The sequence below is a fragment of the Desulfopila sp. IMCC35008 genome (genome assembly GCF_010646885.2).
In the GTDB taxonomy this organism is placed as follows: domain Bacteria; phylum Desulfobacterota; class Desulfobulbia; order Desulfobulbales; family Desulfocapsaceae; genus Desulfopila.
The window spans coordinates 5289959-5312507 of the sequence record NZ_CP050700.1 but is presented as its reverse complement, the minus strand read 5'-3'; the positions used below and the strand labels follow the sequence as shown (position 1 = coordinate 5312507).

At 51.3% G+C, this 22549-nt stretch carries 19 protein-coding genes; 3 read left to right on the top strand and 16 right to left on the bottom strand.

Annotated features, from left to right (window positions below; translation table 11 throughout):
- Nucleotides 1-14: 14 nt before the first annotated feature.
- The 8 genes from GA520_RS22720 to GA520_RS22685 all read right to left on the bottom strand — a co-directional run bounded on the left by GA520_RS22720 (nt 15) and on the right by GA520_RS22685 (nt 9192).
- Nucleotides 15-1085, bottom strand: coding sequence for a dipeptide epimerase (locus tag GA520_RS22720; protein WP_163335712.1), 1071 nt, complete (start codon nt 1083-1085; stop codon nt 15-17).
- 12 nt (nt 1086-1097) lie between these two features.
- Nucleotides 1098-1871: an ABC transporter ATP-binding protein gene (locus GA520_RS22715; RefSeq protein ID WP_163335711.1), complete on the bottom strand. Its 774-nt coding sequence runs from the start codon at nt 1869-1871 to the stop codon at nt 1098-1100.
- Nucleotides 1872-1875: 4 nt separating this feature from the next.
- Nucleotides 1876-2739, bottom strand: coding sequence for an ABC transporter ATP-binding protein (locus tag GA520_RS22710; RefSeq protein WP_163335710.1), 864 nt, complete (start codon nt 2737-2739; stop codon nt 1876-1878).
- Nucleotides 2740-2744: 5 nt separating this feature from the next.
- A complete protein-coding gene (gene nikC / locus GA520_RS22705; RefSeq protein WP_163335709.1) occupies nt 2745-3665 on the bottom strand; it encodes a nickel transporter permease in 921 nt (306 codons plus the stop codon).
- Between the two features lie 83 nt (nt 3666-3748).
- Complete coding sequence (locus GA520_RS22700; RefSeq protein WP_205749175.1) at nt 3749-4789, bottom strand: ABC transporter permease; 1041 nt, start codon at nt 4787-4789, stop codon at nt 3749-3751.
- Between the two features lie 104 nt (nt 4790-4893).
- On the bottom strand, nt 4894-6474 hold the full coding sequence (locus GA520_RS22695; protein WP_163335708.1) for an ABC transporter substrate-binding protein: 1581 nt from the start codon (nt 6472-6474) through the stop codon (nt 4894-4896).
- A 309-nt stretch (nt 6475-6783) separates the two neighbouring features.
- Nucleotides 6784-8025: an OprD family outer membrane porin gene (locus GA520_RS22690; RefSeq protein WP_163335707.1), complete on the bottom strand. Its 1242-nt coding sequence runs from the start codon at nt 8023-8025 to the stop codon at nt 6784-6786.
- 96 nt (nt 8026-8121) lie between these two features.
- Nucleotides 8122-9192, bottom strand: a complete 1071-nt coding sequence (locus tag GA520_RS22685) for a DUF933 domain-containing protein (RefSeq protein ID WP_163335706.1) — start codon at nt 9190-9192, stop codon at nt 8122-8124.
- 278 nt (nt 9193-9470) lie between these two features.
- Here GA520_RS22685 and GA520_RS22680 point away from each other — a divergent pair, with 278 nt between their 5' ends.
- The gene (locus GA520_RS22680) at nt 9471-9662 is read left to right on the top strand and encodes a ferredoxin (RefSeq protein WP_163335705.1); all 192 of its coding nucleotides are present in this window, start codon (nt 9471-9473) and stop codon (nt 9660-9662) included.
- A 6-nt stretch (nt 9663-9668) separates the two neighbouring features.
- Nucleotides 9669-10244, top strand: a complete 576-nt coding sequence (rbr, locus tag GA520_RS22675) for a rubrerythrin (RefSeq protein ID WP_163335704.1) — start codon at nt 9669-9671, stop codon at nt 10242-10244.
- A 49-nt stretch (nt 10245-10293) separates the two neighbouring features.
- On the opposite strand, the gene GA520_RS22670 is transcribed toward rbr, so the two are convergent.
- Both GA520_RS22670 and GA520_RS22665 read right to left on the bottom strand, forming a co-directional pair.
- Nucleotides 10294-11226, bottom strand: coding sequence for an EamA family transporter (locus GA520_RS22670; RefSeq protein ID WP_163335703.1), 933 nt, complete (start codon nt 11224-11226; stop codon nt 10294-10296).
- 3 nt (nt 11227-11229) lie between these two features.
- Nucleotides 11230-11955, bottom strand: coding sequence for a DUF533 domain-containing protein (locus tag GA520_RS22665; RefSeq protein WP_163335702.1), 726 nt, complete (start codon nt 11953-11955; stop codon nt 11230-11232).
- Nucleotides 11956-12071: 116 nt separating this feature from the next.
- Between GA520_RS22665 and GA520_RS22660 the strand changes: the two genes are divergently transcribed.
- Nucleotides 12072-13289: an MFS transporter gene (locus GA520_RS22660; protein WP_163335701.1), complete on the top strand. Its 1218-nt coding sequence runs from the start codon at nt 12072-12074 to the stop codon at nt 13287-13289.
- A 43-nt stretch (nt 13290-13332) separates the two neighbouring features.
- Here the strand turns inward: GA520_RS22660 and GA520_RS22655 are convergent, their stop codons facing one another.
- The 6 genes from GA520_RS22655 to GA520_RS22630 form a co-directional block, all read right to left on the bottom strand.
- Complete coding sequence (locus GA520_RS22655) at nt 13333-14583, bottom strand: ATP-binding protein (RefSeq protein WP_163335700.1); 1251 nt, start codon at nt 14581-14583, stop codon at nt 13333-13335.
- Between the two features lie 368 nt (nt 14584-14951).
- Nucleotides 14952-15155, bottom strand: coding sequence for a hypothetical protein (locus GA520_RS22650; protein WP_163335699.1), 204 nt, complete (start codon nt 15153-15155; stop codon nt 14952-14954).
- A 12-nt stretch (nt 15156-15167) separates the two neighbouring features.
- Entirely contained in the window at nt 15168-17345 is a 2178-nt protein-coding gene (ldhH, locus tag GA520_RS22645) for an L-lactate dehydrogenase (quinone) large subunit LdhH (RefSeq protein ID WP_163335698.1), read from the bottom strand.
- 33 nt (nt 17346-17378) lie between these two features.
- On the bottom strand, nt 17379-17942 hold the full coding sequence (locus GA520_RS22640) for a lactate utilization protein (protein WP_163335697.1): 564 nt from the start codon (nt 17940-17942) through the stop codon (nt 17379-17381).
- A gap of 377 nt (nt 17943-18319) precedes the next feature.
- Nucleotides 18320-19759: a sigma-54 dependent transcriptional regulator gene (locus tag GA520_RS22635; RefSeq protein WP_163335696.1), complete on the bottom strand. Its 1440-nt coding sequence runs from the start codon at nt 19757-19759 to the stop codon at nt 18320-18322.
- A gap of 3 nt (nt 19760-19762) precedes the next feature.
- On the bottom strand, nt 19763-22381 hold the full coding sequence (locus GA520_RS22630; protein ID WP_163335695.1) for an ABC transporter substrate binding protein: 2619 nt from the start codon (nt 22379-22381) through the stop codon (nt 19763-19765).
- Between the last annotated feature and the right edge of the window lie 168 nt (nt 22382-22549).

Here is a 22549-nt window from a genome sequence, read left to right as displayed (position 1 = left end):
TCTTAGAATGGAAACTAGGTATATGAGCTGATACCAAGCCCCGGTAAATCAGGGAATTCAATACGGCATCCCCTGTAGGTAATGCCGCCCCTGGCAGGGTTTACACTGCAGAACAGGGGTGCGTCCAGGTCGAATTTGTCAATGTTCCGCCTGGAGGCGGCCAGATGGGCGGCTGCCGCCACACTTACGCTGCACTCCATCATTGAGCCAATCAAACACGGGATGCCGGCTGTGTCGGCAATTGCGGCAATTTTTATGGCGTTGTAGATGCCACCGCATTTCATCAGCTTTATATTCATGCCGTCAACCGCCTTCATGGTAACAAGGCGGAGGGCATCACGGGGTGAGAACATGCTCTCGTCTGCATAGACTGGAAAAGAACAGTTCTCCCGAACAAATCTGAGTCCTTCAAGATCATGGGCTGCACAGGGTTGTTCCATGAGTTCAACCTGAATGTTTTCCCTTTCCAGCATGCGTCCGACCTGCACCGCCTGTTTGGGAGTCCAGCCCTGGTTGGCGTCGATGCGTATGCAGATAGTATCTCCTACGGAGTCACGAATACTTTTCAACCGGGCCAAATCCGTTTCAACATCTCCCCCGACCTTTATCTTCAGGGTGGAGAAGCCCTGCTTGACCCGCTCCCCGCTCTTGGCTGCCATGGCAGCAGGATCATCCAGACTGATGGTGATATCGGTATCAACTTCCCGCACCGGTCCACCCAGGAATCTATAAAGTGGAATATTCAGGGACTTGGCGAGAAGATCATGGATTGCTATATCTACCGCTGCCTTGGCCGACATGCAACCAATTATGCAGTCGTTTAATGTATTGAAAAGGGCTTCGTATGCGGTGATATCCATCCCTCGCAGATGGTCACGGAGGTGATCGACACCACCGGTTATGGAGGCCACCGTTTCCCCGGTAATCACCGTAGCCGGGGCTGCACTGCCAAAACCGGTAAGGCCACTGTCGCTGTGTACCTCAACCAGTACGTTTTCCATGCTGGTGACGGTGCGAAGGGCCGTCCTGAAGGGGGTGCTGAGGGGGATCGATACCGTCCTGCTTGTAATGTCAGTGAGTTTCATGGGGAATGGTGTTTAGAAATCCTCGAATTGATCAATGGCGGAGCGGTTGTACCCCTTGCTTGCCACCAGCAGCTGACGGGTATAATTCTCTTTCAGCTCCCCTGTCTGCAGCTGGTTCCTGTTAATTATTTCCACGGTCTCACCGTGATTCATGACTGAGATTGTGTCGCACATATGGGAAACAACGGCCAGGTCGTGGCTTACCAGGACATAGGTGAGATTACGTTCCTGACGGATATCCTGAAGGAGATTCAACACTTCGGCCTGGATGGAAACATCGAGGGCAGAGGTGGGTTCGTCAAGCAGGATGATCTCCGGTTCCAGGATCAGGGCCCGGGCCACCGCCACCCGCTGCCGCTGGCCACCCGAGAGCTGGTGAGGGTAACGAAACCGGAACTGCGGACCAAGTCCTACTTCTCTTAAGACCTTTTCAACCCTCCGGTTGGCGTCACCGATCTTGTGGATGGCAATTGGCTCTTTCAAGGTGCGGTCGATAGTGTGCCTCGGGTGGAGTGAGGCGTATGGGTCCTGGAAGACCATCTGGACCTTCCGGTAAAATGACATATGCCGTTTATGTTGGACCGCGGTATTTTCTATATCGATGGAACCGTGCCAGTTGGTCAGAAGGCCAGAGATGCAATTAAGTACCGTCGATTTCCCGGAACCGGATTCCCCGACCAGGCCGAAACTCTCCCCTTTAGCAACGGAGAAGGAGACATCTTTGACCGCGTGGTTCTTGTCTGCGCCGTGGCCGAAAATGACGTTGAGGTTTTGTACCTGTAACATAATATTATACTCCGACTGGCGGAATACTGACGGCATCAAGCCACGCCTCGTCGCGTTGGAGGATCGGAAGGGGAGCCCTGTCGCCGTCTATCTTCGGCAGGCAGCTCAGCAGACCCCGGGTGTACGGGTGAGTTGAGTTATGGAGTTCAGCCGCCTCGACCACTTCCATGATCTGTCCGCCATACATGATAATAATCTTGTCGCAGAAGGAGGAAACAAGTTCGAGGTCATGTGAGATAAATACAAGGCCCATGCCCCGTTGACTGACCAAGTCGTCGAGTATCGCCAGCACCTGCAACTGCACCGTTACATCTAGAGCTGAGGTCGGTTCATCGGCAATAAGCAGGCTCGGTTCGGGGATCAGCATCATGGCGATCATGATGCGCTGGCCCATGCCACCTGATACTTCATGGGGAAAGAGACGGTAGACCTGTTCCGGGTTACGGATCCGGACCGCTTCCAGCATTCTCAATGTCTTCTCTCTCGCCTCCTTTTTCGGAACCTTATGGTGGATAGTATAGGCCTCCCTGATTTGCCTGCCAACAGTGCGGACCGGATTGAGGGAATATTTTGGGTCCTGCATGACCATGGAAATACCCAGGCCGCGGATGTGGCGCATCTCCTTTTCGCTCAAAGAGAGGAGGTTTTGTCCCTGGTAGCTGATTTCGTCCGCTTTCACCTGTGCATAAGGTGGCAGGAGCTGAAGTACCGCCCTGCCGGTAACTGATTTGCCGGAACCGGATTCGCCAACGATACCGATTTTTTCCCGGCCCATGGAAAAACTGACGTTTCGCACGGCCTGTACCTCTCCCTTAGGTGAGGGAAAGGTGACTGAGAGATTGTTGATGGTAAGCAGTGTCTTTTCCATAACTGTTAACTGTCGCTTTTGGGGTCGAGGACTTCCCGCAGGCCGTCACCCAGCAGGTTGAAGGCCAGGCTGACCACAAAAATGGCCGTGCCCGGCATGGTGATCAGCCACCACTGGTCGAGGATAAAGGCGCGTCCGGCAGAAGTCATGGCGCCCCATTCCGGTGAGGGTGGCTGGGCGCCGAGTCCCAAAAAGCCGAGCCCTGCTGCTGTTAAGATAATGCCTGCCATGTCGAGGGTGACCCGGACGATCAGTGAAGACATGCAGAGCGGCATGATATGTTTGGTTATAATGCGGATCGGTCCTGCTCCCTGCAGCCTGATTGCGCGGATAAAATCGGAGTTCCTGACGGTGATGGTCTCGGCCCGGGCGATTCGCGCGTAGGGTGGCCAGGAGGTTATTGCAATGGCGATAATGGCGTTCTCAATTCCAGGCCCTAGCGCAGCCACAAAAGCAAGCGCCAGAATAAGCTTGGGGAAGGCGAGGAAAATATCGGTGATACGCATCAGCACGGTGTCGATGGCACCTCCGAAATATCCTGCGGCTGTCCCGACCAGGATACCTACAGGGGCGGCAATAACAGCTACCAGAAGGATGACGTAAAGTGTAAGCCGTGATCCCCAGACAATTCTGGAAAAGATATCCCTGCCCATTTCATCGGTGCCGAACCAATGATCACCGGAGAGCGGTTGCAGTCTGTTGGCCAGGTCTGTGATCACTGGGTCGAATGGAGCAATCTGTGGGGCAAAGAGAGCTGTCAGGATGAGCGCAACAATAATGATGAGGCCGATAACGGCCAGTTTGTTTCGGAAAAACTCAAGAAGACCCAGATAAAACCTGCCGGACGCTGCCTGGAAAGCAGAGTCCGGGGTGTCTGTCAGCAGCCATGCCTTGGTCCTGGTAAATTTTGGTGGTTGTTGTGTCATAAATAAAGAAAGTTTTCCATATGTTCAGCCATTATCCGCACGAGGGGTCAGGCTTAAGCCTGACCCCGGTTTCGGTATGAAGTTTATCTCGCCCTGGGGTCCATGACCTTATAAAGGAAATCGGACAGAAGGTTGACACCCAGAAATATGGAACCGACCACGATGGTCGATCCAAGCACGGCGTTCATGTCTGCGTTGAGCAGGGAGTTCGTGAGATAAAGACCGAGCCCGGGCCATGAAAAGACCGTCTCGGTCAGAACAGAACCTTCCAACAGGCCGCCAAAACTGAGAGCGACCACAGTGATTAGCGGGATGGCGCAGTTGCCAAGCGCATGGCCCCATATTACTTTCCATTCGGCTACTCCCTTGACCCGCGCCGTAAGTACGTATTCCTGGCGTAACTGCTCGATCATGAAAGATCGTGTCATTCTAGAGAGATACGCCATAGAGTAATAGCCGAGCAAAAGCGCAGGCAGGATGACGTGCCATATCGCATTTCTCATGATCTCCCATTCTTTTGCGATTATGCAGTCAATAATCATGATACCGGTTACCGGATCGACAATGTCTTCATAAAAGACGTCAACCCTGCCGGGACCGGGGAGCCAGTCGAGGCGGGCGTAAAAGACCATGAGAGCCATGAGGCCGAGCCAGAAAATAGGCAGGGAGTAGCCGAGCAAGCCGATCACCCTGGTTATATGGTCCAGGAAACTGTCCCGGTTTACAGCTGAAAAGACACCCAGCGGTATACCGACCAGAACGCCGAAAATAGTTGCCGTAACCGCCAGCTCAATGGTGGCGGGGAATACACGAAGAATATCCTCGGTCACCGGTTTGGCGGTAAGGACGGAGGTCCCGAGATCACCCTGCAGGACGTTACTGATGTAAATCAGGAACTGTTGCCAGAGAGGCAGATGCAATCCCATGGCGATACGGGCTTTTTCATAAACCTCCGGTGATGCCTTGTCACCGACCACTGCCAGGACAGGGTCGATGGGAACCACGCGGCCAATGAGAAAAGTGATGAGGAGCAGTCCGAAAAAAGTGATGGCAACGACAGTCAACACCCGGAGTGTCTGACGAATAGCTTTCAGCAGGCGGCGTTTCGTAAGCTTTTGCAGCATAATGCCTTGAGATACTGAGAGTCCGCCCCGACTGGTCGGGGCAGAGCATTTAAAAACGGGTTGCGGACCGGGTTAATCAGTCCGCAACAAGACTAATCAAGTTCTTATTTAGTGGTGAACTGGTAGAAGTTGCTGTCAAAGCTCGGTCCGAGAACGAAGCCGTCCACATTGGCCCTCTTGCCAAGGATCTCGATATCCTGGAACATGATGACAAACGGGGAGACCTGCTGGTGCTCACGCTGGAGTTCGAGATACATTTCGGCTCGTTTTTTGGTGTCTTTTTCCAGCACGGCAGCGTCCGCCTTTTGGGTCATTTCCGGGATATCCCAGGCGTTACGCCATGCGAGAGGCTTGGACTTGGCATCGTCGGCGTTGTTCGGGTTGCGGGCAAAGGTGTCGGCATTTGTGTGCGGATCCATATAGTCCGGTCCCCAGCGTCCGATATAGATGTCGTGGTTACGGGCACGGTACTTGGTCAGTGTCTGCTTGCCTTCACCCGGGATGATTTCGAGCTTGATGCCCGCCTGGGCAAATGTCGCCTGGATGGCCAGGGCCATAGAGGTGGTCGGCTCAGTGTTCCGGGTATCCATAGTTACGGTGAAACCGTTTTCAAGTCCGGCTTCTTTCAGCAATGCCTTTGCTTTTTCCACGTCTAATGTAAACGGGGTCTCTTCCAATGCGCCGAGGAAGCCCTTGGGCAGGAAGGCCTGATGGACGGTGGCCGCGCCATCGAGAATGGTGGATTCCATACCTTTGTAGTCGATAAGGTACTTCAACGCCTGGCGAACCTGCGGTTTCTGCAGGTATTCATTTTTCTGGTTCAGACCGAGATACCAGACTGCGCCTTTTGCTTTTTTGCGAATTTTTATATCATTATTTCCTGCAAGGCCCTTGATGTCATCCGGACCGAGGTCACGGGCGATATCGACATCACCTTTTTCCAGCAGCAGACGCTGGGTTGATGACTCGGAAATGTGCCGGGTGATGATACGCTTGAGCTTGGCTTTTTCTCCCCAATAATTGTCATTACGCTCGTAAATGAGGGTCTCGGATGGCTTCCAGTTCTTCAGCTTGAAAGGCCCGGATCCGGCATATCCGGTCTTGAGCCAGCCGTAGCCCATATCGCCGTCTTTCTCATGAGACTGTACTTCCTTCATATCCACGACTGATCCAGCTGTGGAGGTGAGACAGTAAAGGAAGAATGTGGGGGCGTATGGCTTGTCGATGGTGATGGCAACCGTATAATCGTCTATCTTCTTGATGGTGTCCTTGACGTTGTCAGGGGTGAAACCGAACTGGGTCAGGATAAAGGCCGGGGATTTGTCCAGCAGCACTACACGCTGCAGGGAGTAGACTACATCGTCCGCAGTAAGCTTATTGCCGGAAGCGAAGGTGATGTCTTTTCTGATCTTGAAGGTGAAGACCAGGCCGTTGTCCGAGATGGTCCAGCTTTCTGCAATTCCGCCATAGATGTCGCTGACGTTATCAACGTCGTAATTGATCAGCCGGTCGTAGGCGTTGGCTGCATACTCGGCTCCCGAGAACTCAAAGATCTCGGCAGGATCAAGGGTGATAATGTCGTCGATCTGTGACGCCATGACCAGGGTGTCTTTCGGGGTGCCTGCCTGGGCAAGCTGGACCGCAAAAAACATGAGGGCAAACGCAAACAGGAACAGCTTTTTCATGTTTGTCTCCTTTGGGTGGTGGGTTGATGGTTCCAAATTCAAGATGACCTGCTTTCACGATCCCTCCTCACAAGTTAAAGGAGGGTACGGCCAAACTGCAAACTGCGTTCCATGTAAACCGGGTTTCCGTTATTGAACCCAACTCCCTGTTTGTCTGTGCTTGTACTGTGACTTCAGGGACTTCAGGTTTTTACGGAAAAGTAAAACTGTCCTTGTATTAATACATATTTGTGAGAAATGGGAAGTATTAAATGGTGAATCGTGAATCGATTTTCGGATGGCTCGCCCTTATAACTGAAACTGTTCCGATCAGAATTTATAGACCAGGTAGAGCCGGGTGTCGGTCAGATCCTCACCGCCCACACTCTCATCCGCGTCAACAATGGCGTGCCGGAGCCTGACACTGCAGTGCTCGAACCAGCCGCCGAACGTATATTGAAGATCGAAGTTGAACTCGTCGATATCTGCTGAAGCGTTTGCTCCGGTATCCGGGGTGTCGAAAGAGCCGTAAAAAATATAGGCGGAAAGCCCCGGTGCCCCAAATGCTTTAAACGAGTAGGAAAGTTTGGCCGCATAGATTTTTTCTTCAGCCCTGGACAGGTTGTTGACGTGCATAATGGCAATTTTATGGCCGCCGAATGGGGCTGCGATTGCGTCGTCACCGTTTTCGCCATAATAGAGGGATAGTTTGGCGTCGAAACCGCTCAGTGAGATTTCGCCACCGCCTTGGTAGGTGTCTAAAGCGCCGGCCAGGGCTTCACCGGCATCACTCTGGTCCAGATAGCGGATGTTGGCATCGAAGGTCAAATCGTTGCCAAATGTGGCACTGTAGTCGGCCCGCAGGTATAGATTATTGAGTGTTTCGTTGTAGTAATAATCCCAGACCTGCAGTTTTAGATTATCCATTGCATTCCAGACGGCACCACCACCGATCATGCCCTCATCGTTTGCCTCGTTACCTGAGAGACCGGCTGTGATGGATTGCCAATCCTCGGAGGTCCAGTCGAGCCAGTCCTGAATGTAGAATCCCTGCAGCTCAAGATTTTTAAGGGAGTTATTTTGAAGCGTCAGCCCCCGGTATTTCTTTGGTGTCATTCTGATGTCATATCCCTCAACCCACGGGGTGTTAAGGGGCTGGGCACCGAAAGTGACGATCGTGCCCCAATGACTGTAACGGAGAAAGTACTCATCAAGCTCCGTATAGCTTTCATCATCTTCGGGTGTATCACCAATGGCCAACAAACCCCGGTACACTTCGTCGTCATCAAGCAGGTCTCCCTGACTGGTCTTGACACCGATACCGGCAGAAAAGCCGTAAAGGGGGGCGGTTTCAAAGCCAAGGTTCCCACCGATGGCCAGGGTTGACCAGTCAGGTGTGTCTGTATCGAAATCGTGCTGGTAATAGAGAGTTTTAATTGTAGCCTTCAGCGTGCCCTTGGTGATTATATCGGTAAGACTTGCCGGATTCTGGGCCGGTCCATCAGCAAGAACCTTCCCGCAGACCGTGCACAGGAAAAGTACAGCTGTAGCCATTATTGTTTTGGTTTTCATTGGGGACTCCTTTGTTTAAAGAGTTGCTATGAGTACCAAAATGATATTTTGAAGGGACCTGACCCAAATCGACACAAGGTTGCTGAGAAGTTCTGGTTACACCTTGAAGCGGATATTGAGGATGTCGCCGTCTACCACGATATAATCCTTACCCTGCAAATACATCTTGCCAAGTTTTTTCAGCTCAGCCTCACTCCCGTGCTCGATAAGTTCATCGTACTTCATGACTTCGGCCCGGATAAAGCCACGTTGCAGGTCCGAGTGGATGGCACCGGCGGCAACGGGTGCAGGAGAGTTCAGCCGGACCAGCCATTGGTGCACCTCTTCCGGGCCGACCGTGAAAAAGGATATGCGGCCAAGAGCTCTCAGGCAAAGTTTAGTGAGCACCTCCAGGGCAGGCTCTTCAATACCAAGATCGTGCATGAATTCTTCTTTCTCTTCATCACTGTCGAGCTGGGCTATTTCCGACTCTACCTGAGCGGAGACCAGCATCGCCTCGACTTTTTCCTTGCTGCACATTGCCTCGACTCCTTCAAGGATCGAGTTATCGGCAAGTTGATCCTCGGCAACGTTAAAAGCCAGAATCAGCTCTTTGGTGGTAATAAACGGGTAACTCCGGATCATTAGATCTTCGTCGTCATCAAGTTCCATCAGCCGCAGGGGGCTTTCTTCTTCAAGGTGGGCGAGCATCCTTTGCAACAGGGCGAGTTCCTTGACCTGTTTGTCATCCCTGATTTTCTTGAGCTGGATCTCAAGCCGTTCGATTCTTTTTTCGACAAAGATCTGGTCGTGCATCAACAGTTCAGAGTTGACCATTTCCGCATCCCTCAGCGGATCAACCGAACCGGATTCATGATAAATCGCGTCATCCTCAAAGGCTCGAATAACGTGACAGATTGCGTCCACGTCGCTGATGTCCTTGAAAATATCGCCCTTGGATATAGTCTCCTTTTCAATCTTCGGCAACAGGACGAGGTCGAGCCGGGCCCGGGTCTCTTTAACCGGATTGTACATGGCGACCAGCCTGTCAAATCGTTGGTCCCGGATGTCCGCAGTGCCAGGTACTGGCTTGGGGCTGCCTCCCTGTTCCCGCAGTTCTGTCCCCGTCAGTGTCTGGAAAAGTGTCTTTTTACCCGCTTGCGGCAGGCCGATTATACCGATTTTCATAAGTTCCTCAGTATGATGGATGTCACTGTTATTGATGGTGGAGTGTGATCCTTTTTATGAAACTGTTTTCGTTATACCACACAGATAGTCAGGTTGGATAGAGTGTAACGGTATTGACGACATGAAATTATTTTCTTTTGCGCATTTATTTTTACTAAACCGATAAATGTATTTGACGTATGGGACAGCTGCATTTAGAACTAAGGGTGTTGTCGTTTCCAAGCTGTAATCTCGTTTATGATGTACTTAACGATTAATCGTAAAAGGAGGTTTTATTCATGAAGGCAACTATTACCAAGCAATGCATGGGCGACCGCCACTGTAACAATCTTTGTCCCGAGGTCTTTGAGTATGACGAAGACCAGCTTCTCTCCATAGTTAAATTCGATGAAATCCCCGCTCACCTGGAGGACATTGTTCGCCAGGCCGCCGCTGAGTGTGGTGCCGATGCCATTGAGATCGAAGAATAGACGATCATGGGCCGCTTTATAGAAAGTCGGACCGCAAAAAACCTGTTGATATCCTACTCTGCCGAAGCGCAGGCGCGTACCCGTTATAACTTTTTTGCCCGCCGGGCGGAAGAGGAAGGTTTTATCCAGATTGCCCGGCTCTTTGACCAGACAGCCGAGCAGGAGTACGAACATGCGCTGAGGTTTTTCAAGTTTTTCAATGGCGGTGAATTGGAGATTGCCTGGCCCTTTCCGGCCGGGGTGATTGAGGATACCCGTTCAAATCTTCTTTCTTCAGCGGCACTTGAGCTTCACGTGTCTGAGGTGATGTACAAGGGGTTCTCGAAGATAGCTGTGGAGGAGGGTTTCCAACGGGCCGCCGATACCTTTGATGCCATTATTGTCGCCGAGGAACATCACGAGAAGATGTTTTTGGAATTGGCAGAGAATATTGAAACCGGACGTGTCTTCTCACGGCAAAAGGAAAACGTCTGGAGATGTCTTGGTTGCGGCTATATCCACCATGGTGATGAGGCTCCTGATAAATGTCCGGCATGTGTCAAACCGCAGGGCTATTTTGAGCTTCTGGCCCATAACTGGTAGCAGGTTTTACTCTACGGGGGAGTTCTCCCCCGTAGCTTTTCCGAATTCGCTATAGCAAAAAGAGCATCCCTACACCGATTAAGCCTAACAGCAGGCCTCCCCATACCGCAGCAGGTTGGCTGTAACCGCGACGGACTGCGATGATAGTACCGATCAGCGGACAGGTTGCAAAAAGAGTCTGGGCGATTCCTGCACTGGTGTACTTTACCGATAACTGCTGAAGCCATATGGCAATGAAGGTACCGAAAAACATGGCGGTGAACAGCTTTGAAAATAGTTTCTCCTGCAGAAGCACCCTGCAGGCGGCTGAAATGCTGGTGGTGTGATATTTACTGGCGATACCGAGGTGCGTAGTAATCTGTGTCCAAAGGAGCAGGATGAACAACCCTGCACTGAGCCGTACAAGTCCGCTGGCCAGGGGCTCAATGTCCTCACCATCCAGTGCCATCCGGGAAAGAACGATTCCTGTGGCCTGTGCACAAGAGGCGAGAAGACCAAAAACGATACCGCTTTTGCTGTTCTGGTACTGTTTGGCTCCGCTGCTGAAGCGGATAACGACGATTACACCGAGGGTGGTGAGCATGATTCCGAACCAGGAAGCTACAGGGAGGTACTCTTCATAGAGGACCAGGGCCAGCAGGGCGGTTAACAGAGGTGCCGTCGACTCAAGCATCAGCCCTTTTTGCGGGCCGATTCGTTTTATACAGGCAAAATAGGCGCTGTCGCCAAAGGCGATACCAACAATACCGCTTAGACAAAGCAGCAACCAGCCGTAGCCGGAGATGGAGGTGAGCGTCGCTGGCGAGAGGCTGGGGATAGTAAACAAACTGCCTGAGAACAACACAATCCCCATGAGCAGGATGGCCAGTCCGCCCTTGACAAGGTTGAGATGGATTGCCGATATATGCCTGCCTATATCGGCAAAGGCCGTTGAGGCAACCGCCCAGAAAAGTGCTGCAATAAGGGCGGCTATTTCACCCATTATCTAAACCTGATCTTCGATAAATTCCTGTACAGTTTTTGAGAGTTGCAAGGCAGCTGCAAATTGATCAAGCCATTGCCGCTCTTCCGGGGTGTCGATCTCGATGGTTCCTACCGCCAGCATGTACATCATCTTGGCAGTTGCCGGATCGGTGATGTTCGCTGTCAGCTCATCTATACTTTTGGGGCTGTGCATTTCCGCCAGCAGAAACATTTTTTCTTCCTGGCTGAATTGCTCATCTTTCAGTCTGCCGATAACCGCTTTTTCCTCTTCAGCATCAAGTTGTCCGTCTGCATGGGCGGCGGCCACCATTACCTGGAGTAAGCGTACGGCCAGCTTCTCGGTCTGTTCGGGGGTGGCTTCAGGAATCTGGGGAGGGGGCGGCTGAGCCGGTTCGCTTGGTTGGGCCTGGGACGTGGCAGTAGAAGATGGTGGAGGTGGCGGAGGTGGTATTGCCGGGCCCTGGGCTATGCCAGGATTAACTGGTGGCACACCCTGCGGCGAGGATGGATAATGACCACCTGTGTGGGGAGCCTTTTTTTTGTCCTTCAATATCTCATAGGCACCGATACCAAGACCTATGGCTGTCATCAGACCAGCCCCGGAGGTGAGATGGCTGACCATGGAACTGCTTTTCTTCTTTTTCTTTTTCTTCTTTTTCATACCATGGCTACTTGATCCCATGACTTCCTGAACGACTTTGCCAAGCAATTTTTCTGCGTTAATCATAGTTTTCGGGTATCGTGGAGGGTGAGTGATAATGTTATGGTGCGTCTTTTCTCAAGTACCTAAGTATACTACAGATGGTTGAAACAATCACGTAACAAGGGTGTTGCCATAAAATAATGAAATCTCTTCCTGCAGCTACCTATCGCTGGATAATCGTTTTGGCCGGAATGCTCGGATTAATGGGGGCACTCGGCCTGGGCCGGTTCTCTTTAGGCATGATGCTGCCGTCCATGGGTGAGGGGCTTGGCCTCACCTACGGACAGATGGGGATTATTTCCACCGCCAATTTTTGTGGGTATCTCATCGCGGTTATCGGTTGCGGCAGTCTGAACAGTCGCCTTGGTCCCCGGCTTCTCATTTTTTTCGGGTTGTCCATGATAGGCGGTTCCATGATTTTGATCGGCATGATGGATAGTTTTCTACCCATTTTGGTACTTTACAGCCTGACGGGGGTTGGCTCGGCCCTTGCCAATATTCCGATCATGTCCTTGATGGCGATCTGGTTTGAACCGGAGATTCGTGGTCGGGCAGCCGGTCTGTGTGTAGCGGGCAACGGACTGGGAATTCTTGCGTCGGGAAGGTTGGTACCGGTTATGAATATGTCGGAAAGGGGGTGGCAGGCAAGCTGGCTTGTACTGGGAGGTGTGGTTGCTATGATTGGTTGTATTTGTTTTGTACTGATACGAAACAGACCCGTTGATGGCGGTTCTTGGGGAACAAAGGGTGGAGGCCCGGCGGCTCCAAAAGACAGAAAACCCGCTCCAAAGAGCATGATTTACCTAACTGCGATGATCTATTTCCTGTTCGGCTTTACCTACGTTATATACATCACTTTTTTTGTTACCTCACTGGTTCAGGAGAGGGGCTTTACCGAGCAGGCTGCCGGAATACTCTGGGCCTGGGGAGGCTTGCTATCTATCATTTCCGGGCCCCTGTTTGGCTATTTTTCAGATAAGGTCGGAAGGAAACAGGCCTTGATGGTTGTTTTTTCCATCCAGGCGCTTGCTTATCTCTCTGCCGCTCTAACCGGTTATAGTAGTTCTGTCTATTTTTCGGTTTTCTTTTTCTCCCTTGTCGCTTTCAGTGTTCCGACCATTGTCGCTGCTCTGGTAGGGGATCTTGCGGGTCCGCAAAAGACGGCCTCAGTGTTTGGTTTTGTAACTTTTGTCTTTGGTCTCGGGCAGATTGCAGGTCCAGCCGTGGCCGGTACCATTGCCCAATACTCTTCCGGTTTCGGCCCGGCTTTTATTTTGGCCTCAATTCTGACAGTTGTCGGTGTTATCTTGAGCGGATGTCTTAAAAATTCTGTTAACGTGGTAAGAAAGTCGGGATAAGCTTCATCCTTTGATGATGAAAAGAGTTGAAGAGAGCTCCGGGCTAAACGGCTTTTCCTACTTTGTCATGTGCTGTGAGAATTCGATGGACAGCTTTACCGATGCGTGTAACGGTATAAGGTTTTTCCACGTATTCCGAAATGCCAAGTACGCGCGCCTCTTGTACCGGGTCTGAATTAGAATACCCACTGGCAATGATCGCTTTTTGCCCCGGCCTGAATTCAAGAATGTGTTTATAAGTCTCCAGGCCGTTAATCCCAGGCTCCATTAACATATCGAGAATAACCAGATCGACGTAATTGGCCTTGAGGTAACGAATCGCTTCCTCTCCCCCGTTGGCGGATGTTTCTTTATAACCGAGATGGGTAAGGATCTCCGTGGCGATCTGCCGTTGCTGGCGACTATCGTCCACCACCAGGATGGATTGGCCGTTGCCACGATATTGTTTTCCGGGTTGGGTAATGACTTCACTGACGGGTGATTGAGGGGGCCTTGAAGCCGGGAAAAAGAGAGAAAAACTCGTCCCTTCACCAACCGTGCTCTCGACAGTGATATATCCGCGATGATCTTCAACGGATCCCCAGACCACAGCCATGCCGAGCCCGGTCCCGCTTTTACCCATAACCTTGCGCGAATAGAATGGTTCATATATTCGGTCCAGGTATTGTTTTTCAATACCGATACCGGTGTCGGCAACAGTGAGGCAGATATAGTTCCCTGCCTGCCAGTTTTCAAAACCGGGGGGTCTGCGACTGAGATATTTATGTTCAAGAGTGATATCGACCGTGCCGGGTTCCTGTATCGCTTCCACACTGTTTGCCACAAGGTTCATCACTGTTTTGGACAGATGAACAGGAGATCCAACCATGGTGTACTCATTATCCGATTGGCTGAAATTGATGGTGACTCCCGGGTGGTTATTGAGAAGCTCCCGGTATTCGGGGCTTTCCATATAGCTTGTAATAATGGCACCCAGTTCAATATTGTCTTCCACCTTGACACCCCTTCTGGCCAGGGGCAGAAGATCCTGGACAATAGCCGCAGCCTTTTTGCCGGAGGAACGGATGGTCTTTATAGGTTTTCGCAGGGGTGAATCTTCCTCGAGCTGCATGAGTAAAAGATCCGGATAGGAAACCACTCCTGATAGGATGTTGTTGAGGTCATGGGCGACACCGTCTGCAAGGGTGCCAATTGCCTCCATTTTCTGGGCGTGAGCCAGCTTTTGCTGGACTTCCTGACGTTCACCTATTTCGTGGAGCAGATCTTCAATGGAGAGGTTCTTTAAGTAATGCAATGTTTCCTGTTCTGACAGGGATTGTCAGGATGCAGTTGTGGCAAAAATTAAACAGCAGGCTACAGAGAAGAGTGTCTTATGACGCAGTTCTATCATGTCGTTCTGGAGGTATTGTCTTGGGGGTGTGCTGCGGCCATTTCAGAGTGATAGCTTTGTTGCCTGGGCCCATACTTCGCATGGCTTCAGCGACACAATTCCTTTATGAAATACTTGTAAAAGGTGGGGCTCCAGAGAATAAAATATTATGAGAATTATTACCACACAATTCTCAGTCAATTCTATCAAGAGGTTCTGGCTTCAGCTGATGTAGGGAAAAAGGAGGGAGGGCCATCCCCGGCCCGAGTTCTCAGGCCGGGGACTTTAAGTTACTACTTGCTGTCTGCAGGACCGGGGGCGCAGAGGGCGCCCGCGTCGTTGGCGAGAGTGCCGCAGTTGCCGCAGATGAACGTTGGCTTCTCTTGCAGTTTCTCGATCTTCTCCGTCAAGCCGGCAAGCCGTAGCTCACACATGTGAAACTTGTGATTTGCCGGATTGGTGCAGAGGTTGTCTACCTTGGGCAGTCTGTCACTCATGATTTGTTTCTCCTATCCTTCTTTTGCTTCAATAGCTTCTGCGAGTAATTCTACGGTGTGGGCGCAGCGGATATTCGGGTTGGCCTTGCCCATGGCCCCTTTAAGCATAATCATGCAGCCTGGGCAGTCCATGGCCACGGTTTTGCAGTTAACGTTTTTAATCGCCTCGACCTTGTCGTGGGTGATTTGTTTGGATATCTGCGGGTGGCTCAAAAAAGAGTAGGTGCCGCCAAAACCACAGCAGCGGTCGCTGTTTTTCATCTCTTGCACAGCGTATCCTGTGGCACCGAGCAGAGCTCTCGGTTCCTGCCAGACATTATTGCCGCGCTTCAGATGACAGGAGTCATGATACGTGATCGTACCCTGTGAGTTGAAATCGGCGAACTTTTCGGATGCGCCAAGGACATTCTCTAAAAAGGCGGCGGCGTCCATGGTCTTGTCGCTAAGCGCCAGGGCCTTGGCGGACCAGTCCGGGTGGTCCGCCAGGCGTTCTACAAAATCACGCTTTACGCCCATGGTGCAGGTCGGACAGATGCAGAGGATGTAATCCACTTTGGCCTTGGTGAAGGCATCTACATTCTGCTTAGCCAGTTCAACACCAGTGTCGGTATCGCCGGAATAGAGGGCGGGGATGCCACAGCAGTTCTGCTCCTGTGGGAAGATGACTTCTACGTCGAGGGCATTCAGTACCTTGATGAGGCTGGTACCTACTTCAGGATAGACGAAATCAGCACCGCAGCCGACAAAGAAACCTACCTTATATTTTGGTTTATCGACACGCTGGGTAATGGTCTTGAACTGGTCCCTGAATGATTTTTCAGCTACGGATGGGAGGTCACGCCACTGGGTGAAATCCCTGTCCATGAAATGCATGGGCAGATGGCGGATAACTCTTTTTTCGGAGCCTGCAGGATCTTTATGGGTGACGGGATGCTGGAGTTTGGATGCGGCCCGGACCATGGAGTGGAAAAGGCTCCGGTTTTTCATGACCGCCTTGAAAGCCACATTTTTGATCATGCCCATACCGTACTCCTTGGTTACCTGGGTACGGAGATGAAGGATTATTTCTTCCAGATCTATGCCGGAAGGGCAGACTGCAGTACAGGAGCGGCAGCCGATACAGGCCCTGGTGATCTCCTTGGCTTTATCCAGCCCCTCGTAAAAAGCGGTCAGGATGATGCCGATGGCGGAAATATAAATGGAGCCGAAGACATGACCGCCCACCGTCTGGTAAACCGGACAGACGTTGGCGCAGGCACCACACTGGATACAGCGCAGTGCGTCCTGGCAGGCTTTGGACTCGTAAAGTGCCTCACGGCCACCGTCGATAAGGACGATATGTTGTTCTTTGGTCTCTCCATCCACCGGAACGGTTCCCCGGATCCAGGTGATGTAGGAGGTGAGTAGCTGGCCGGTGGCGTTACGCGGCAGCAGCCGGGTGATCTTGATGGCGTCTTCCATGTTGCGTACCAGCTTGTGGATGCCGCCAAAGACAACGTGAACTTTCGGCATTGTGGCGCAGAGACGGGCGTTGCCCTCGTTGGTGACCAGGCCGATGCCGCCGGTGTTGGCTACCAGGAAGTTGGCGCCTGTAAGGCCGATGTCTGCATCGAAATATTCCTGGCGGAGCCTTTTCCGGGCCACATCCACCAGGGTTTTGATCTCCGGTGAAATCGTTTCACCGACCTCTTTACCAAACAGTTCAGCAACTTCTTCCTTGAACATATGGATGGCGGGCATAACCATGTGGCTCGGACGCTGACCTGCAAGTTGCACGATCCACTCACCAAGATCCGTCTCGGAAGCTTGTATCCCCTCTGCTTCCATCGCCTTGTTAAAGTGTGCCTCTTCTGAAACCATGGATTTTGATTTAGCAATTCGTTTGGCATTCTTCTTCTTTGCCAGGTTGATTACATAGTCGTTTGCTTCCTTGGTGTCCTTGGCAATAAAGACCGTTGAGCCGGCTGCTTCCGCGTTCTTGATGAATTCGGCAAGAAGTTCTTTTCGGCGAATGCGGACATCGTCTTTTATCGACGCCAGGTCCTGCCGCATCGCTTCAAAATCCAATCCCCGGTAGGCATTTTCACGGGCGATGAGGTAGTTGTCACCGAAAAGGTGCAACGCCTCGCTGAGTTTCTGGTTGTTTAAGGCTTTTTCTATACTTTTTTTGTAGGTATCGTTGGTTGCCATTTGAGCTCTCCGTATCTGGTGTTTTCCCTGTGGTTATATTTCCATTAGGTCGCTGGATATATCTGCTACCACGAGGATATGCAGCTCTCTTGGTCCATGACACCCTATGGTCAGGACACGTTCAATGTCGGCCGTGCGGCTGGGTCCGGTGATGTAGGCCACAAAGCGTGGTTCGGAACCGACATGGAGTGCGGACATTGGTTTGACCGCCGCCAGGTTATCTTCCAGGATGGTCTCCGGGTCGATAAATACAAAGTGTTTTTCAGGAAGTGTTGTTGCAAGGCGAATGTCTTCCATGGTCGATTCCAGGACAACAGTGCCGGTGTCTGCCATACCGAAATTGCAAAAGGTAACTCCTGCCGCCGGGATCTGGCCTGCTTCACGAAAAGGGCCGGACCAGACATCGACTCCGGCTAGCTTTAATATTTCCTTAATCCCGTGTTTTTCGCTGAGTTGGGTGTCGGGAACAAGAGTTGTCCCTTTCGATTTCTCAGCGATGTAGGCGGCAGCCTCGGTGGGCGAATTGAATTGTGTTACTTCCGAGCCTACGCGGCGCGCTGCTTCCATGAATTGGGAAAGGCGTTCGTTGGTGGGCATATACAGACTCCATCACGTTTAATTTCTCTTCTTCATTCTTCCCGGACAGGGAAGAAGCTGTTGTGGATTTTTCGGCTCCTGCACATTGTATGGTAGCACAGCATGCGTTGAAGCTGAAATGAATCCCGTATTTCCGCTTTTTTTCACCGTCCGGCCCCTTGTGGGTGTCACTGTAACGGGAAAGATGCATAATCAGTTTAGCATTTTCCGTACCAGGTAATGTGGGGTGATGGAATAAGTATTTATTTCAATATATTGAGCTTGTTACTGGCGAGGGCGTGATGAATATGCGGAGGAACAGTGGTCTTTTTGGTGCCCTCTAGTCCGGAAAAACAGACTGGAGGGCTTTTGTCAGACCACTAGGTGGTCGTTCTGGTCTAAAGTGACAGGCCATATTTTTTGAGAAGGGAGTAGAAGTGGGATCTGGACAGTTCGGATTTTTGTAGTATAGCTGAGATTTCCCCATTACATTGCCTAATAAGTTCGCTAAGATATATCTTTTCTGTCATGCCCTTGAATTCTTTGAGTGGGGGCAGTGGTCTGTCAAAAATATCTTCGAAGATTTCCTGTCCGATTTTTCGGACACCATCGTTGGTTGGAAACTGGTCGTCAGCAGTCACCTCCGATCCGGTCATCTCCTTTATCTGTGCTTTTGCCACCTGAATTCGCAAATCCCGCGATAGATGCACATTATAGAGAGTGTTTTCTTCGTCTGCATTGACCATGGCCCGCTCAAGGATATTAAAGAGCTCTCGCACATTACCTGGCCATCCATAGCTGAGCAGGGTCGTAAGGAAGTCATCCGCGAGCTTTTTCGGTGCCATGCCGTATTCGTCATGGAGTCTCTGCATTCTCCAGAGGATGAGGGGTTTTATGTCCTCCGCCCTTTTGCGCAGTGGTGGTAACCGGATGTGCATGGTGTTGATTCTAAAGAGCAGGTCACTGCGGAACTTGCCTTCTTCCACCATCATGTCGAGGTCGCGGTTGGTCGCTGCAATCAGACGGAAATTAGAGGTCTCTTCATGAGCCGCGCCGACGGGCCTGAAGTGCCTTTCCTGCAGGACCCGTAAAAAAACCTTCTGCAGGGAAAGGGGCATTTCACCAACCTCATCGAGGAACAGGGTGCCGCCATCTGCCAACTTGACCAGGCCCGGCTGGTCATTCTGGGCACCGGTAAAAGAGCCTTTGCGATGGCCGAACAGGGTTGATTCGACCAGTGACTCGGTGAGCGAAGCACAGTCGATGACCACAAAATTTTGTTCAGAGCGCCTGCTGTTTTGATGAATAGTGCGGGCGAAGAGCTCTTTACCGGTTCCCGTTTCCCCTGTTATCAGGATATTGGAGTCCGCTTTTGCCGCTTTGGCGGTGAGCTGCAGACTGGTCTTGATACCAGGACTGATGCCGACTACAGAGCTGAGATCGAGTTGCTGCTCCTGGGTTCGCAGGTTTTTTTCCTTGCGGTATTTTAAGGCCCTGTTCAGGGTCAGGGTTATTTCACGAACCGATGACGGCTTGAGGATGTAATCCCAAACACCGCCTTTAATAGCAAGCTCTGCACCGTCAGGGTCTCCCTTGCCGGTAAGGATAATAACCTCCGGCGGGTTGGGGATAGCCATGATCTCGGGTAGGATGTCGAGTCCGTTGCCGTCCGGCAGGTGGACATCGAGGAATACCACTTCGTACTCCTTGTGTTTTATGTAATCCAAACCGTTACGCAAACTATGGGCCATATCGCATGAGTGAGACTGCCTGGTAATAAGGCTCTCAATAGTTTCACACGCTTCTATATCGTCATCAATGATGAGCATTCTGTTCATATGTTACTCCTTATCATTCCTGCTCCCGAGCGCCATCCTCAGGTCGTGTCTGTCGTATGGTTTCATCAATACCTTGATTATATTGGGATGGGGGCCGGCGGCGGCAATTGCATCTTCACGGCCGGAAACAAGGATCACCGGCAGTTCGGGCAGCGATTCTGCCAGGTCGGTGCCGGTCATAGACGGCATGTCATAATCGGTAATAATGATGTCTATTGTCTGCCGGTTACTCTGGACAACGTTGACCGCGGAACGGGGATCCCTGATTGCTTCAACCTTGTGCCCCATATCCTGCAGGATTCTTGGTACACTGTATAGCTGGTCTTCCTCATCTTCCACAAAAAGTATGGAGAGGTGGCCCGTGGGAGGCGCAATAGAGGGTTGGTCGCTCACTATTGCATCGCTTGTTGTTCTGGGTAGGAAAATCTCAAAAACTGTACCGTTGTCTGGCATGGACTGGACCCGAAGCCCACCCCTGTGCCCCTTGACTATACCGTGGACAACTGCCAGGCCGAGACCGGTTCCTTCAGTGATATCCTTGGTGGAGAAGAAAGGGTCGAATATCTTATCAATAATGTCCGGGTCGATACCGTGCCCGGTATCCCCTATAACAATTTTAACATACTCGCCGGCCTCGCAATTGATTTCCCCGCCCTGTTCGGTATTCAGGTGAATTTCGGAGAGGATGAGTTTCAGCTCACCGCCTTTTTCACGCAGGGCATGGAAGGCATTGGTGCAGAGGTTGAGGATAACCTGGTGGATCTGGGTGGGATCACAGTCGACGGTCATGTTTTCCTTTTCCACATCAACAATCATCTTGATATTGGCCGGGAGCGACGCGTCTATAAGGCTGAGTACCTCGTTAATTATCTGGGAGATATCCGTGGGTCGGAACCCCTCACTGGTAGGACGGCTGAATGAGAGGATTTGTTTGACCACCCTGCCGCCTCGCCGGGCCGCTTTTAACACCCGCTGCAGATCCTTTTCGGTCTGCGACCCAGGCGGGACATCTCCCATGGCCAATTCGGTTGAGTTAATGATGGAGGTGAGAATGTTGTTGAAATCGTGGGCGATACCACCTGCAAGCGTGCCGATGGCCTCCATTTTCTGACTCTGGATCAGTTGCTTTTCCAGGTTTTGTTCCTTGGTAATATTTTCGGCGGTGCTGAGAATACCTACGATTTTACCTGTCTGGTCGAGCAGGGGGACCTTGTTCACTTCCAGCCAGCTCGGTTCACCTGCCTGGTCGATCAGCTTTCTCCGTATTTTGCGAAAGGCCCTGCGCTGCTCGACAACGGCATTATCTGTTTCTGTGGACCATTTGCTGTAACGTTCATCCGAAATGATGTCGATGGACTTTTGGGAGTGCATCAATTCCGGCGACTGGACGCCAAAAAATTCGGTGAAAGAGCGGTTCGCGCCCAAATATTTCCCATCCAACCCTTTCCATGAAACCAGTTGCGGGATGGTGTCCATCAGGGTTTCCAGAAAGGAGAGTTGTTCCAGCGCCCTCCTCTCCACCTTTCTGCGCTCGGACATCGTGACCAACAGTGAGAGCAGGGCTGTCAGCAGCAGCAGGAAGCTAACCATGATTGTCCAGAAAAGCTCTTTTGACAGCTCGTAAAATATTGTCGGGCTGTTTATGATTATGGCATTTTCAGGGAGCAGGGTCTGGTCAATGCCAAGTTTTTTCATGACATTGTAATCAAACATATACACCCCGGACGGCTCAAGCTCCAGAGGGATGTCGTTGGCCTTTTCCTCACCCAGGATACGCAAAGCCATTTTGGCTGCCTGACTCCCATGCTCATAACCCGAGATCATCCGGCCGCCAACAGCGCCGTGCCCAAGCAGGAACTCCCAGGCTGTATAAAGGGGAACGGACGAGTGTTCATAGACGGCTTCCATTATCTCTTCGGTGGTATAGAACTTGCCTTTTACCGTTTGGTACCAAGGGATGAAGAACAGAAAGGAGTCTTCAGGCAGGTTCTCAACCCGTTTTAAACTCTCTGTTAGCGACAGGCTTGACCAGTGTTCCACCTCCAGGTTGAAACTGGAATTGGAGAGTTTCCTGGTTATCTGGTTGGCTATGGCGCGACCGGCGGTGGAGTCATCGCCAAAGACGATCATCCGTTTCTTTTCCGGGTGAAGTCTTTTGACGATACGGAGAGTCTGGATAAGGTCAAAGTTCTCTATTATACCTGTTATGTTCGGCTGGGTCAGGTCAACGGTTTCGACCCCGTTTATGCCGCAGAATACGACAGGGACACCGAAAAACAGTTCATCTCTGTATTCCTGCATAAAATTGAGGGCATCGTTGTCGGAGATGATGATGGTATCGAACTGCTCATCCTTGAATTTCTCTTTATACAGTGTGTAGAGTCGTTGTTTAATGTAATCGTAATTGTACTTCTTGGCGTCCATATACTCGACCTGCAGATCGATCTTGAAAGGACTGTTTTGAAGGACGGAACGTATCCCTTCCAGTTGCTTGTCAGACCAACGGTACCCGTCGTGGTAGGAGTTGAGATACAGGATATTTCGCTTCTCCTTTTCTGCGGACACATGAGTGGGCAGGAGGAAAACGAGCAGTAGAAGCAGGGCTGTTTTTACGCTGTGCATAGAGAGAATCGGGAAAGTTGTTTATATACAGGATTTGCAGATGAGAGCATATCAGATCTGACCTGAAGTTGGTACAACGTTTCATCAGGTTGCCCTATTTACAGGCCTGTGCAGATATAAAAAGGAAGGTTTGAGGTGGAAGAGGCAGGAGGTAATATAATCCTCCTG